Raw genomic sequence first — 14,910 nt, 5'->3', positions numbered from 1 at the left:
TTAAAATAACAATATTGAAAAGGTTTTTTGTATACAAATTACTAATCAATTATGTTTTTTGCTTTTTTATTACCTGTCTTAGCTTTTCCTTGTATTTCTTGTACTATTCTCATATCATTTTTAGGAAATCTATGCTTTCTATTACTTTCTGTTCCATGTGGTTCTTCTGGGTCAGGTCTTCTCATGCCAGCTTTAGCCATATTAATACCTCCTGATTTTTAATTGATTGCACTTATTATGGTATGTAAACTTTAATATATTATTAGTTTTTAATAAAAAATTTTTTTATGAATATTTTACTAAATTTGTATAATAATAATTATACAATCAAATTTTTATAGGAGGTTATTATGACAACAAAAGAATTATCTTACATTAATGATGTTCTTACACAAACAAAAGTATTGATTGAGAAATACCAAGATTATAGTACTCAAGTACAAGATGAAACTCTTAAAAATCTATGTAATCAAATGGCTACTAAGCATATGGATTGCTATAACGGTATATTTAATCAATTAAACAGTTAACTAAGGAGGTTTTTTTATGCGTAAAGACGAAGATTTATTAAATGATTGTTTAGTTTCTGAAAAACAGTTATGCTCAACATTATCAACAGCCGTTACAGAAGCTGCTACCCCTAATGTTAGACAAGAATTTGAAAATGCATTAAATAATTCATTCTGCACTCAAGATAATGTGTATAAGGAAATGGCTACTAAGGGTTGGTATAAGACTGAAGCAGCACAACAAAATAAAATATCAGAAGCTAAAACAAAATTTTCTAATAAACCAATGTAATAATTAAAGAGACTGTATCATGATTAGAAATTCAACTTAATCATGATACAGTCCTTTTAACATAGTATTAAATATTTAATTTTGATAGTGAATCTGCAAAAGCATTATTCAATGGTTTCTCAGCATCTTTTTTCATCTTGTTCATATAATTCTTCACTTGTTTTTTATTCATTTGATTAGATTTGGCTTCTTTTCTCTTGTTCCATGAAGTTAGCTTTTCTTTGAAACCACAATTATTGCATATAAACATTTTTTTGTCTCCCTCACCAACCATTATCATTTTCTTATGGCACTGGGGACATCTTGCATTCGTTGCTCTATTAAGCATTTTCTTATAGCCGCATTCTCTATCTTTACAGACTAGCATCTCACCTTTTTTATTATTGACTTTTAATAGATTGCTACCGCAATCTGGGCATTTTTCGCCTGTAATATTATCATGCTTAAAAGTTACATTATCTTTTTTAACTTTCTCTACAAGTTCTTTTGTATAGTTTTTTATATTTTCGGTGAACCTAGATTCTTTTACATTACCTTTACTTATACCAGTCAATTCCATTTCCCATTTTGCAGTGAGTATAGGTGATTTTATATCTTCTGGTACTAATTCTACCAATTGTTTCCCTTTGGAGGTAGGATGTATTTTACCATCTTTATTTTCTATATAATAGGTATTATATAGTTTCTCTATGATATCTGCCCTTGTTGCTACAGTACCAATTCCCCCTACACTTGATAGAGTTTCTTTCATTTTATTTTCTTTGACAAATCTCTTAGGATTTTCCATATCTGCTAATAGTAAGGCTTCAGTATATCTTGAAGGCGGTTTTGTTAATCCTTCGTTATAGAAAACTTTATCAATCTTCACTTTGTCATTCTTTTTAAATTTTATTTGTTCATTTTTAATGTCTTCATTACCAGAGCCTATCTGTTTCCAACCTTGATTAATAATATTTTTGTAAGTTACATTAAACAATTCGTCTTTTACACTAAGTCTTACTTTTATTTCTTTATATTCACAAGGCTTAGAAAGAACTTCTAAAAACCTTTTTACTATAAGATCATATATTTTTCTTTCGTCTGAGGATAGGTCATTTAGAAATACTGTTTGTTCAGTAGGAATAATGGCATGGTGGTCAGTTACTTTTTTATCATCTACAAATCTACTGGAAATATTCAATTTCGTTCTTATTAATGCTCTCGCAAAACCTTTATATGAACTGGATGTTATACTTTCTAATCTTTCTTTTAATGTAGGCACTATATCTTTTGATATATACTTGGAATCAGTCCTTGGATAAGTAACCGCTTTATGATGCTCATATAATTGCTGCATTATTTGTAATGTTCTCTTTGCAGAAAAACCATATTTATTATTTGCATCAATTTGTAGTGTTGTCAAATCATATGCATAAGGAGCATTTATTTTCTTGACCTTTTCTTCTACACTCTTTACAACACCATCTACATTTTTTAGTTTATTTAATATGCTATCTCTTTTTTCTTTGTTGAATATTCTTGAGTTGCCTTCCTTAGCCAAAAGGTTAAATTCAACATTTTTTGCTGAACACTTTATTTCCCAGTATTTTGCTGGGACAAATTTATTTATTTCTTTTTCTCTTTGAACTATCATGTTAAGTGTTGGTGTTTGAACTCTACCAGCTGATAATTGTACATTATGTTTGCATGTTAATGCTCTAGTTAAATTAAGTCCAACAAACCAATCTGCTTTTGACCTTGCAAATGCTGACCTATATAGATTCCAATATGTCTTTCCATCCTTCAAGTTCTTAAATCCATCTTTTATTGCTTTATCTGTTTGTGAGGAAATCCATAATCTTTTTATAGGTTTTTTGACTCTTGCTTTCTCTATAATCCATCTTGCTACAAGTTCACCTTCTCTTCCAGCATCTGTTGCAATTACAATTTCTGTTATATCTTTGCTGTTCATTAGATTCTTAACAACACCAAATTGTCTGGAAGTTTTCTTGATAACCACTAATTTCATCTTTTCTGGAAGCATGGGCAAGTCATTCATATTCCAACTCTTATATCTTTCATGGTAACTTTCTGGATTCGCTAAAGTAACTAGATGTCCAAGTGCCCAAGTCACCACATATTTATCTCCATATAATGCTCCGTCTGATTTTCTTTTACATGAAAGAACTCTTCCGATTTCTCTACCAACCGAAGGTTTCTCAGCTAATACTAACGTTTTACCCATTTTTTATCCATCCTTTTTTATATCTCATCTATTTGCCAATCTACTTCTTCTTTATTAACTCTTTTCAAAAAATCATTTGCTTTAGAAAATGGTTTGCTACCAAAAAAGCCCCTACTTGCTGATAATGGACTTGGATGAACAGATTTTATAATATAATGTCTATCACCCATAATAAGTTTTTCCTTAGAAATTGCATAGTTTCCCCATAAAATGAAAACAACAGGTTCTTCTCGCTCATTCAGGAGAGATATTATTTTATCAGTAAATATCTGCCACCCTATTTTACTGTGAGAAGAAGGTTTGGAAGCTCTTACAGTTAATGAAGCATTCAATAATAGTATACCTTGCTTAGCCCACTTAGTGAGATTACCATGACTTGGCATTTCACAACCCAAATCATTATTCAATTCTTTATATATGTTTACTAGAGAGGGTGGTATCCTCACTCCTTTTTTTACTGAAAAACTCAACCCATGTGCTTGATTAGGTCCATGATAAGGATCTTGACCTAATATAACAACTTTTACATCTTCATATGATGTGTAATGTAATGCATTAAATATATCATACATGTCAGGATATACAGTGTAATTACTATATTCATTTTTTAACTGATATCGTAATTTTTTATAATATTCTTTATCAAATTCATCTTTCAGAAGTTCTTGCCAATCATTTTCAAATATTTTTTTCATCTAATTCCATCCCCTTTTATTTTACTTAGCCAATTTTACAAAATCTGAACCTGATGGATTTTGATATACTTTTAAATCGAACTCACTAATTATAGCGAAAAGATGGTCAAAAATATCTGCCATGATTCCTTCGTAATTAGACCATGCTGTATCATTAGTGAAGCAATATATTTCTATTGGTAATCCTCTATCTGTAGGAGCTAATTGTCTTACTAGTAAAGTAAAATCATTATGTATATTGGTATTTCTCTTGAGATACTCTATCACATAAGCTCTAAATGAACCAATATTAGTAAGTTTCCTGCCATTAACATTGTTAACCATGTTATAACTCTTATTATAAGCATTAATATCACATTGTTTGCTAGTTAAATAATCTTTTAATATGTCCACTTCCATTAAATGGTCATATAGCTTATCATCAAGAAATCTAATAGTGTTTATGTCTATATGGATTGCTCTCTTTATTCTTCTTCCACCAGCGTCTGTCATTCCTCTCCAATTCTTGAATGATTCATCTATAAACTTATAAGCAGGAACGTTGACTAAGGTTTTATCCCAATTTTCCACAGTAATATTAGTTAATGATATATCAACTACTTCTCCATCTGCACCAAATTGTTGCATTTCTATCCAATCACCGATTTTCAATAAATTATTAGTTGATAATTGAATTCCTGCAACAAGACCTAATATGGAATCTCTGAATATTAGAATAATAATAGCTGACATTCCTCCAAGCCCACTTAACATAGCCCAAGCCGCAGAATCACTTGTGAATATTGCAACAATGAATACCACAGCAAATACACATATTATAATTTTGATAACTTGTATAATCCCTTTTATGGGTCTACTCTTAGAAAACTCTTTAGTCCTATATATTTGTTGTATGGAATCTAATATCTTAAATAAAGTTAAAGTTAGTATGATCAGAATATATGCATATACAGTACTCTGTATTATCTCCCTTGATTCAAATGAATTAGAGAATAAATATATTATTATAGCTGGAGCTATATGTGAAATATTATGAAATACTTTTTTCTCATATAATATTTCATCAAAAACATTATCTGTTTTATTAACTATTTTCTGGATAATATTGAGTATAATATATTTGGTTATTTTTTGAACTATAATACAAATCAATATAATTATCATTGTAGATATAGCAATACTTACCCATTGATTATATATATTATATCTCTCTAACAACATACCAATACGATTTACCATTCTTATTTACCTCTCTAATCTTCATTGTATTTTCATAATAAAGTGTACATTTCTTTCTAGCAATCATCCTGTAAATCATTACTTATATATCTTTATCATGCTATTTTCTATAGCATAAAAATTATAGCATATAAATATAAATTTTTCTATTTTATTTTTCACACATTAGGACACCTAGACATACTATATACTAGGACAAGATAATAAAAGGAGGTTAGAACAAATGGCTGACGGTTATGGTTTCCATCATGATCTTGGTAGATTAATAGGTCAAACAGTTACTATTTTTACAACAAGTGGAGGCGCATCAGGTTGTGGTTTTACTGGTATAGTTCTTGCTTGTACAGAGTGCTTTATTAAGTTATTAACTTGCCCAGGTGGAGCTCCTACTTATCCAATTCAAGGACCATGTGCTGCATGTTGTGGTCAAGGTTGCAACACTTGTAAAACTAATCTTAGTGGCTGCGGTGGCGGTTGCGGCGGCGGAAGTGGTTATGGTTGCGGTGGCGGTTGCTGTGGTTTCGGTTACAGTGGATATGGTTGCTACAATAATTTAGGATCTGTTACTTTGATACCATGTGACAAGATTGCATCTTTCGTACAAAACGCAGTTCAATAGTAATAAAAAAGCAGGGATTTCCCTGCTTTCTTCATATAGTATTATTAATATACAACTCTCTATCAGTAATAATTATTCTAACATTCTAATATAATTAATCACATAGATTTCTTCTCTCTATAGTTAAACTATAGAGTACAATATGGTGATTAATATGGTTGATAATATATTCTCAGATAACTTGAAAAAGTTCCTTTATAAGACAGTTACGATTCATACTGTAGGGTGTAATGATAATAGCGTTGATTTTACCGGAACACTTGCAGCAATCCATGAAGATTACGTTACATTAATTCTGACGCTAGGGGTAATAAAAAAGCATGACGAATCACCAAAAAATATGATTAATTTCAATAGAACCTTTAATAACTCTCCCCCTTGTTTATATAAGCCTGGCTCTATTGCCGATATTCCCATTTCCAAAATAGCAGCAATAATTCATTATCCAGTATAATCAACGTATCCTTACCCCATATATTCATTTTTTATCTAAAATTTCTCTTTCACTTTTCTTAAGTTTACTATAGACAAGCATATATGATTTATCAATCAATTCTGTAATCATGGAATCAGGTAAGCTGCCATCTATAATAACTGTATTCCAATGTTTTTTATTCATATGATATCCTGGTATGATAGCTTCAAAATTATCTCTAAGGTAAAGAGCTTCACTAGGGTCACTTTTCAAGTTAACCCTAAGCTCATCATTTCCACTGTTGAAAAGACCAAACATTTTGTTGCATACCTTAAATACTGGTACATCGTCCCCGAAAGGATAATCTTCATAAGCACCTGGTTTACTTAGTATATATTTTTTCACTTCATCACGTGTCAACATATTATTCCTCCATATCGTTTTAAATTCTACTCAATTTCTCTTACCATGTCTTTTACATATTTCCTATTCATAGTCTTCTTTTTCTTTCTATTTTCTTTTGTTTCAAATATGATATCCATATCATAATCTTCTGGATATAGATCTTTACTATCTAAGAATGGTGATAACCTTTTAATCTGAACGAGCATCTTTTTATTTCTTACCATCACTCCAACTTCACCTTTTTTATTTACCTTCTCATAGACTACGCCTTTTTGTTTAACAGTATGGACATAGACTACATCTCCAATATTATATTCTACTATTGATTTCTTAGTTTCCTCAGTCTGTTTTTGTCTATCTAAGGATTTGGGTCGTTTAGCTTTTGTATAGTAGTTAACTTTTAATTTTTCCTTGTTGGTTTGCCCACTAGATAGTAATGATTTGTAATTCTTTTCTTCATTATAAGTTATTTTATGCGCTCTTTCAATAACATCTGTTTTCATACCTAGTCTAAGGGCTATTATGAAAGCATTACTTTCTCCAGCTTCCCCTATCACTAATTTGTACATAGGTTTTAATGTCGCTATATCAAATGTCATTCTTCCATTGTTGAATCCTTTATGTTCTGTTGCAAATGTTTTGACTTTGCTATAGTGGGATGTAGCTATAATTGTTGATCCTCTATCATATAGTTCCTCTAGTACAGATACTGCTAACCCTTCTCCTTCAGCTGGGTCTGTTCCTGCACCTAACTCATCTAGTATTATTAATGTGTATTTAGTATTAGCCTTCATTATCTCTATTATATTCTTAACATGTGCGGAAAAGGTACTAAGGGACTGTTCTATACTCTGACCATCACCAATATCAACTAATATATCACTATATATTGAGAATTCGCTTCCCTCTTGAACTGGAACATGTAATCCAGATTGTATCATTGCCGTAAATAATCCTATGGTCTTAAGTGCTACAGTCTTACCACCCGTGTTAGGTCCTGTTATCACTAATGCACTATAGTCATTGCCTACTTCAAAATCTAGTGGAACTACATCATTACCAAGCATTGGATGTTTACCACCATTAATCTTGATATAACCTTCAAAATTAACTTCAGCACTTCTTCCATTGATACTTTTACTGTACTTGCCTTTTGCAAATACATAATCATAATAAGCCATGGTTTCTATATTAATGTTCAATTCTCTGCTATAGGATTCAACCATGTAAGTCAAATATAATAGAATCTGATATTCTTCCTTTTCCTCGTCTATTTTCAGTAGATCCAGTTCACTTTGTAATTTTCTTACTGCCTGAGGTTCTATAAACAATGTAGAACCTGTTGAGGATTTATCTATTACACTACCAGCTATATTATTTCTATATTCGCTTTTTACAGCTATGATATGTCTTCCGTTTTTAATGCTTACTATATTTTCTTGTAGGTATTTTCTATTAGCAGGCGATTTTATTATATCATCCAATTTCACCTTCACTCTATTTTCTGCAATGTATATTTTTTTCCTTATCTTTTCTAGTTGTGTACTGGCTTTATCTACAACACGACCATTATCTATACATCTATCTATTTCCTCAATGACATCACTTAGTTCAAACATGGAAAAAGCATACTGACTGATTATAGGTGCTATATACTTCCTTTCTTCCATGTATCTTTTCAACTTTTTGGTACTACGCAATAATCCTAAGATACTTTGTAAGTCTTCTGGATTAAGGGCTGTTCCTTTTCCCAATTTTTCTATAATATTTTCTATACCTACAAGATTTTGAATAGGTACTGCTGAACTTTTATCCATGATACTTCTTGCTTCTGTTGTTTCAATCAATTGATTTTTGACCCTGTCTATATCATCACTGGGTTTTATATCATCAATCAACTTCTTACCTAATTCTGATACTGCTAAATCTCTTAGATTTTCCTTGATTTTATTATATTCTAATAGCTCTAAAGCTTTTATATTCAACGATATTACCTCCATTTTTGTCTACATTAAAATTTATTATTGATTGCAGGTTCCATAAAATAGAATTATAATATTTTAAATTAAAAAAGCCGAAAATGAACATAATCATTTTCAGCCATAATTACACAAATATTTTATATATGAAACGTATATAAATATGATAATTACAGTATATAAATGTTCAATTAAAAAATCTAATAATAAGTACAACTATTAAACCTATCATGTAGGTATAATCAGTACTTACTTAGGCATATAAAAAAGCATAATAATTCTACCAATAAGTAAAATTATTATAATTTTATCATGCCGTTATGAAATTAGATTAGTTAAAGAACACTTTCGCCATAAACGTACCTCTCACATTTATATACTAAATTATCTAATTTCATCTTACTAGATAATCTTATCTTTGTCAATAAATAAATATTTTGATTGCTAGCAGTATAATAAAAACTATAATTATACTTAATATTTAATATTTTTTAGGACAAGGTGTAACCATATTAATAGTACAAGCATATATTATATTAGAACAAGCTTGAAAAGGAGGTTTAATATGAAACGTTATGGTAAATATGATTACGATTGCGACTATGACTACGATTATGATTGGGATTACGATTGTGATGATGATTATGATTGGGGTAAAGAATGTTGCCATCGCAAACCAAAATATGAAAAATATATTTGTAAATGCTATTGCATATGCAAAAAATGTAAACCTAGAAAAAAACATCATTGTTGCTACTAATTAATTTTATATGAATCATCTTGTAAAGAAAAATAGTTCTGTCTAATCAGAACTATTTTTCTTATATAGTAATTTAATTATACTCTAAAAAATCTAAATTCCAGCCAATAATAATCTAATTATTTCCCTTAATATGTTCATGATTATGAAGGTGATCCATACAATATTCATGATAGCCATGACATTTTGAACAATATCTAAATTCTAAGTTACTATCGTCAAGTTCAGTTCTTCCGCAAACTGTACATTTATGAACAGATGCTTTTTTATTACTATTTACTCCTGCATTATATTGTTTTTTTCTGTAATAACTTGTTGTAGTATTTTTTGTACCTTTAATAATATCTTTTCCAAAGAATATAAAGTAATTAATTAGCGCCATTATAGCAGCTAATCTAGCAGGAGAATTACCCATTAATATTATATAAGCAAAATATGCCCAGTCCAACCATGCCAACCACTTCATCTTTACTGGTATAATAAAAAACAATAATACTTGGTAATCTGGATAGAGTCTAGCAAATGCTAAGAACAATGACAAATTAATATAGAAGGAACTAATTACTGGTATATTTGTTATGAATGCTCCTACTATAGCACCTATGATTCCTAATAAATAATAGATATTAAACTTGAAACTTCCCCATTCATGTTCTAGTGTACTACCTATCATATAATAAAAATATAATACAAACACTAAAAAGATTGTACTGGTGGTAGGTGGAAAAAATACAAAAGTAACTAATCTCCAGATTTCACCTTGTTTTATTAATTGTGGTATTAGTGCTAAGTTTAATGTGGTTTGTATGGGAGAAAACCTCATAAAAATATATACAAAAGCATTACATACTACTATATATAACATTAGATTTCTTATTGCAAATCTACCTAGTTTCCTTTCTAATTTATTAAGAAATTTCATAAACTACCTCCTCGTTCTGTTTATTTTAGTCATATACAATTAATTTATTATGTAAATTAAGTTACATAATAATAGTAATTTTACCTCTTTAGTAATATTAAGTCAATCAAAAAAAAACATATAGGGAGTTGACAAATAACTACTAGTAGCATATAATAAAACTATAATTTAATTTAACTCAATTAAATTTGTATCAATTAATGATAAATAGGAGCTACTAAATAAGATGGATAAATATGATAAAATAAAATTGGAGAATCAGATATGCTTTCCTCTTTATGCATTATCTAGAGAAATTATTAAACTATACAAACCATTACTAAGTAAATACAATCTAACTTATACTCAATATGTAACTATGTTAGTAATATGGGAAGAACAAAAAATCATTTTTAAAGAAATAGGCAGAAGGCTACATTTAGACTCAGGTACACTCACTCCAGTTATTAAGAAATTAGAATCAATGGGCTTAATAACTAAGTACAGAAACATAGAAGATGATAGATTGGTTACAATAGAATTAACTCAAAAAGGACTTTTACTACGTGATGATATTGTTGACGTACCCACAAAATTGTACTCTCAGTTTAAAGGAAACGAAGAATCTCTTACAATGTTAAAGAAATATCTAGATTTAGTATTAAAAAACATATCAAAATAGAATACAAGACATTTATTTCTTGTTTTTATTTTACCATATTTGATTTATCAAAATTAAATTTAACAAAATCAATAACTATGAAGGGAGATTAATAGTATGAATTTTTATGATTTTTCAGCTACAAGTATGAACCAAAAAGAAACATCTATGAGACAATATGAGGGAAAGGTAGTTCTTGTTGTAAATACGGCAAGTAAATGTGGATTAACACCTCAATTCAAAGAACTAGAAGCATTATATCAAGAATACAAAGAACAAGGTTTAGAAATTATAGGTTTTCCATGTAACCAATTTGCTAATCAAGACTCTGGTACTAATAAAGAAATACACGAATTTTGCCAACTAAATTATGGAGTTACTTTTACTATGTTTGAAAAGATTAATGTTAATGGAGAAAACGCTCATCCTCTTTACAAATATCTTAAAAATAATAGTAACTCAGTATTCGGAAAAGAGATAAAATGGAATTTTACCAAATTCTTAATTGATTCTAAAGGCAATATTATAAAAAGATATGCTCCTACAACAAAACCATCAAAACTAAAAAAAGATATACAAGAACTATTATAAATACGTATTATTATATTAATTATAATTAGACATTTAATTATAATAACATTGTTACTAACTAATTTGACGGCTCTCATAATACATTACAATACTACCAAAAAAGTATTATGAGACCGCCATATTTACTGATACACATATTATTATTGTGAATAATAATCTATTTTAATAAAGTCATTGGATCATAATATTCTAGATTTAATCCTGTTGCTACATTATCATAGGTTACCTTTCCATCATAAGTATTAAGACCTAATAATAATCTCTTATCTTCAAGCAAAGCTTCTTTCACACCTTTATTAGCCATTTTTACAAGATATGGAAGAGTTACACCTGTTAAAGCATAAGTAGATGTTCTTGGAACAGCTCCTGGCATATTAGCTACACTATAATGAATAACTCCATATCTTTCATAACATGGATTATCGTGAGTAGTTATATGATCTATAGTTTCTATAGAACCACCCTGGTCAATAGCTACATCAACTATAACAGAACCTTTCTTCATTGTCTTAACCATTTCTTCTTTTACTATCTTAGGAGCTTTTGCGCCTTTTACAAGTACAGCACCAATTAATAAATCAGCCTTTTTAACCATTTGACAGATATTATAATCGTTACAGATAAGTGTTGAAACTCTTCCACCAAATATATCATCTAATTGTGCAAGACGATGAGCATTGATATCAAGTATTGTTACTCTAGCTCCAAGACCTAATGCCATTTTTGCTGCGTTAGTACCAACGATTCCTCCACCTATAATAACAACTTCTGCTGGTAAAACTCCTGGTACACCACCAAGTAGAACACCCATTCCACCAGTATATTTTTGAAGTAAATGAGCACCAACTTGAGTTGACATTCTTCCTGCTACTTCGCTCATAGGAACTAGTAATGGTAAAGAACCGTCTTTATCTTCAACAGTTTCATAAGCTATACCAGTAACCTTTTTCCTTAGTAAAGCTTTAGTAAGAGGCTCATTAGGAGCAAGGTGTAAATATGTATATAGTGTTTGACCTTCTTTGAATAGGTCATACTCACATTCTAAAGGCTCTTTTACTTTTACTATGATATCTGATGTATCGAATATATCAGTATTTTTTTCTTTTATAACCCCACCAGCTTCAACATATTCTTCATTAGTAATACCACTGCCAAGTCCTGCCTTAGTTTCAACATATACCGTGTGACCATTTTTTACTAAAGCACTTACACCTGCAGGAGTTAATCCTACCCTGTTTTCGTTGTTTTTAATTTCTTTTAATACACCTATAATCATAAATTTCCTCCTTCATAAATAATTATATATACTATACAGTTAATTGCTGTAATCGGTATTAGCTAAACTGTATACTACCAACAGGATACTTATAAGCATTTTCTATTTTGATGTCTCCATTGATGGAATAATTGAGTGTGCATTCTTGACTGTAGATAAAACTACGTTTGTTTTAGTTTTTTTGATGCCTTCAATTGCTTTTATTTTATTCAATAGTTGTTCTAGAGAAAACGTATCCTTAGTAACGATTTTTAATGAATAATCATATTCTCCAGCTATATACAGACAATCAAGTATTTCATCTGTTTCTTTGATAAAGTTAATAAAATCATCAGTATACTTAGGTCTATCAATAGCAACGAACATGATTGCTGTCAATCTTTTATTCAGATAATTAGGGTTGATAATTGTTGTATATTGATCTATGATACCTCCAGATTCAAGTTTTTTCAGCCTATCACTTACGGCTGATATAGACAAATTAATCTTGGAGCTTATTTCTGAAACAGTAGACCTTGCATTTTTTTGCAATAATCTCAAAATACTAATATCAATCGAATCCATACAGTCCTCTTTTCTAATAATTATATTGGGAGTAACTCTTTTTTGTATCCTATTCTTAGAGTATAATATATTAACTTCTTACAAACTCTATTAGTAATATTTAAGTTTACTCATAATACATAACATAATAATTCTTGTATATGTGTATTTATGGCTGAATAATTAATCTGTGAAATGTCTTATAATGTCAGTATATACTATGGAAAACCATTTTAAAATATTATTGATTTAAATCAGTAATATTTTTTGTGATTTAAATATTCATCTTTAATATTTTTTACCATTTTTTTGATTGGCTTATTTATATTTATATGATAATAAATTAACCAATTAACATATGTCAGATAATTAATCTATTATAACTTATAATTGTTTTTTGGTATTAAATGTATGCCTCTATTTTGAGTATCTAAAGCAGCTTCATGTATTGCCTCTCCAAGAGTTGGATGAGCATGGATTGTTTTAATAACATCAACAGTCTTTAAACCATTTTGGATAGCTAAAACTCCTTCATGTATTAAATCAGATGCATGAGGTCCTAATATATGCATACCTAATATTGCATCATCTTCTCCACTTGCAATAATCTTAACAAATCCTTCTTCTTCTCCTAGAGCCATTGCTTTTCCATTAGCTGAAAACATGAATTTGCCAATTTTCACATTAATATTCTCTTCCTTTGCTTGTTGTTCCGTAATCCCTACACAAGCAATCTCAGGAAATACAAATATACAGCTTGGTACCACTTGAGAACCTTCATTAGAGCTAACTCCCATTATATAATCCACTACTTCAATTCCTTGATGTGAGGCCACATGTGCAAGCATTATCTTACCGTTCACATCACCTATAGCATATATTCCTTTTTGAGACGTTTGATAATTCTCATCAACTTTGATACCCTTACTATCATAATCAATACTGATTTCAGTTAATCCTAAGTTTACTAGATTAGGTTTTCTTCCCACTGCAACCAATATTTTATCTGCTTCTACTATCTTTTGTTTATTGTTACTTTCGTAACATACTTGCAGTTTATTGTTATCACTAATAATCTTAGTGACTTTTGATTTAGTCATAATATCAATATTTTTTCTCTTTGCCATTGATTTAAAACGTTTTGATATACCTATATCTACACCACTTAAAATATTGGGCAAATACTCTATTACAGAAACTTGTGACCCAAAAGCATTGAAGATACTAGCGAATTCCATACCAACAACGCCACCACCTATAATCACTAATTTTTCTGGTATCTCTTCACACTCTAATATTTCTTTAGTTGTAAGGACATTTGGTTCGCAGATTCCATCAATAGGAGGTTTTACAGGCATTGAACCTGTTGCTATTATTATATTTTTTCCTTTTATAATCTCTTTATCTCCATTTGTTTTGATAACTTCTATAGTTTGCTGATCTTTTATTATGCCTGTACCATCTATTATCAAAATACCATTATCATTCAATAATTTTTCTACACCACTGACTAATTTTTCTACTATGTTATCTTTTCTTTTTAGCACACTCTTATAATCAATATTATAGTTCTCTATGTCTATACCAAATTCGTTGCTTCTGCCTAGGGTATTTACTATCTCAGCATTTCTATATAGAGCTTTTGTAGGTATACAACCTCTATTAAGACAAGTACCTCCAAATCTATCCTTCTCGATTATACATACCTTCGCACCAAGCTGAGCGGCTCTTATGGCTGCCACATAACCTCCAGGTCCACCACCTATTACAATAATATCCTTCATTGATCCACCTCCCATTT

The 14,910-nt window shown here is 29.7% G+C and carries 17 protein-coding genes; 7 read left to right on the top strand and 10 right to left on the bottom strand.

What is annotated here, in order from left to right:
* Window positions 1-41: 41 nt before the first annotated feature.
* Window positions 42-200: a hypothetical protein gene (locus tag N4A55_RS12655; protein WP_293756953.1), complete on the bottom strand. Its 159-nt coding sequence runs from the start codon at window positions 198-200 to the stop codon at window positions 42-44.
* A gap of 150 nt (window positions 201-350) precedes the next feature.
* Here N4A55_RS12655 and N4A55_RS12650 point away from each other — a divergent pair, with 150 nt between their 5' ends.
* Together N4A55_RS12650 and N4A55_RS12645 are read left to right on the top strand one after the other, a co-directional pair.
* Window positions 351-530, top strand: coding sequence for a spore coat protein (locus N4A55_RS12650; protein ID WP_293756951.1), 180 nt, complete (start codon window positions 351-353; stop codon window positions 528-530).
* 16 nt (window positions 531-546) lie between these two features.
* Window positions 547-801: a spore coat protein gene (locus tag N4A55_RS12645; RefSeq protein WP_113675372.1), complete on the top strand. Its 255-nt coding sequence runs from the start codon at window positions 547-549 to the stop codon at window positions 799-801.
* Between the two features lie 67 nt (window positions 802-868).
* Here the strand turns inward: N4A55_RS12645 and N4A55_RS12640 are convergent, their stop codons facing one another.
* From N4A55_RS12640 to N4A55_RS12630, 3 genes are read right to left on the bottom strand one after another with little or no spacing between them, the layout of a single operon-like run.
* Entirely contained in the window at window positions 869-3,025 is a 2,157-nt protein-coding gene (locus N4A55_RS12640) for a DNA topoisomerase III (protein ID WP_293756948.1), read from the bottom strand.
* Between the two features lie 17 nt (window positions 3,026-3,042).
* Window positions 3,043-3,720 (bottom strand): uracil-DNA glycosylase, encoded by a 678-nt coding sequence (locus N4A55_RS12635; RefSeq protein ID WP_293756946.1) that lies wholly within the window; start codon window positions 3,718-3,720, stop codon window positions 3,043-3,045.
* Window positions 3,721-3,741: 21 nt separating this feature from the next.
* On the bottom strand, window positions 3,742-4,959 hold the full coding sequence (locus N4A55_RS12630; RefSeq protein ID WP_293756944.1) for a mechanosensitive ion channel family protein: 1,218 nt from the start codon (window positions 4,957-4,959) through the stop codon (window positions 3,742-3,744).
* Between the two features lie 223 nt (window positions 4,960-5,182).
* On the opposite strand from N4A55_RS12630, the gene N4A55_RS12625 reads away from it, so the two are divergent.
* Both N4A55_RS12625 and N4A55_RS12620 read left to right on the top strand, forming a co-directional pair.
* The gene (locus tag N4A55_RS12625; protein WP_293756942.1) at window positions 5,183-5,578 is read left to right on the top strand and encodes a hypothetical protein; all 396 of its coding nucleotides are present in this window, start codon (window positions 5,183-5,185) and stop codon (window positions 5,576-5,578) included.
* Window positions 5,579-5,720: 142 nt separating this feature from the next.
* Window positions 5,721-6,032, top strand: a complete 312-nt coding sequence (locus tag N4A55_RS12620; RefSeq protein WP_212691358.1) for a hypothetical protein — start codon at window positions 5,721-5,723, stop codon at window positions 6,030-6,032.
* 24 nt (window positions 6,033-6,056) lie between these two features.
* Here the strand turns inward: N4A55_RS12620 and N4A55_RS12615 are convergent, their stop codons facing one another.
* Window positions 6,057-6,416, bottom strand: coding sequence for an MmcQ/YjbR family DNA-binding protein (locus N4A55_RS12615; RefSeq protein ID WP_202975256.1), 360 nt, complete (start codon window positions 6,414-6,416; stop codon window positions 6,057-6,059).
* A gap of 26 nt (window positions 6,417-6,442) precedes the next feature.
* Window positions 6,443-8,383: an endonuclease MutS2 gene (locus N4A55_RS12610; protein ID WP_293756938.1), complete on the bottom strand. Its 1,941-nt coding sequence runs from the start codon at window positions 8,381-8,383 to the stop codon at window positions 6,443-6,445.
* 559 nt (window positions 8,384-8,942) lie between these two features.
* Between N4A55_RS12610 and N4A55_RS12605 the strand changes: the two genes are divergently transcribed.
* The gene (locus N4A55_RS12605) at window positions 8,943-9,137 is read left to right on the top strand and encodes a hypothetical protein (protein ID WP_293756936.1); all 195 of its coding nucleotides are present in this window, start codon (window positions 8,943-8,945) and stop codon (window positions 9,135-9,137) included.
* 115 nt (window positions 9,138-9,252) lie between these two features.
* Here N4A55_RS12605 and N4A55_RS12600 read toward each other — a convergent pair whose 3' ends face one another.
* Window positions 9,253-10,059, bottom strand: a complete 807-nt coding sequence (locus N4A55_RS12600) for a rhomboid family intramembrane serine protease (protein WP_293756934.1) — start codon at window positions 10,057-10,059, stop codon at window positions 9,253-9,255.
* 226 nt (window positions 10,060-10,285) lie between these two features.
* Here N4A55_RS12600 and N4A55_RS12595 point away from each other — a divergent pair, with 226 nt between their 5' ends.
* On the top strand, window positions 10,286-10,720 hold the full coding sequence (locus N4A55_RS12595; RefSeq protein WP_293756932.1) for a MarR family winged helix-turn-helix transcriptional regulator: 435 nt from the start codon (window positions 10,286-10,288) through the stop codon (window positions 10,718-10,720).
* Window positions 10,721-10,816: 96 nt separating this feature from the next.
* A complete protein-coding gene (locus N4A55_RS12590; RefSeq protein WP_293756930.1) occupies window positions 10,817-11,290 on the top strand; it encodes a glutathione peroxidase in 474 nt (157 codons plus the stop codon).
* A gap of 157 nt (window positions 11,291-11,447) precedes the next feature.
* On the opposite strand, the gene ald is transcribed toward N4A55_RS12590, so the two are convergent.
* From ald to lpdA, 3 genes are all read right to left on the bottom strand, one after another.
* A complete protein-coding gene (gene ald, locus N4A55_RS12585) occupies window positions 11,448-12,566 on the bottom strand; it encodes an alanine dehydrogenase (RefSeq protein ID WP_293756928.1) in 1,119 nt (372 codons plus the stop codon).
* Between the two features lie 102 nt (window positions 12,567-12,668).
* Window positions 12,669-13,130: an Lrp/AsnC family transcriptional regulator gene (locus tag N4A55_RS12580; protein WP_293756926.1), complete on the bottom strand. Its 462-nt coding sequence runs from the start codon at window positions 13,128-13,130 to the stop codon at window positions 12,669-12,671.
* A gap of 356 nt (window positions 13,131-13,486) precedes the next feature.
* Window positions 13,487-14,893 carry a dihydrolipoyl dehydrogenase gene (gene lpdA / locus N4A55_RS12575; protein ID WP_293756924.1) on the bottom strand — a complete coding sequence of 469 codons (1,407 nt, stop codon included), beginning with the start codon at window positions 14,891-14,893 and terminating at the stop codon, window positions 13,487-13,489.
* Between the last annotated feature and the right edge of the window lie 17 nt (window positions 14,894-14,910).

This window comes from Vallitalea sp. (assembly GCF_025211055.1).
Taxonomy (GTDB): domain Bacteria; phylum Bacillota; class Clostridia; order Lachnospirales; family Vallitaleaceae; genus Vallitalea.
This window is presented reverse-complemented; position numbering and strand designations above follow the sequence as displayed.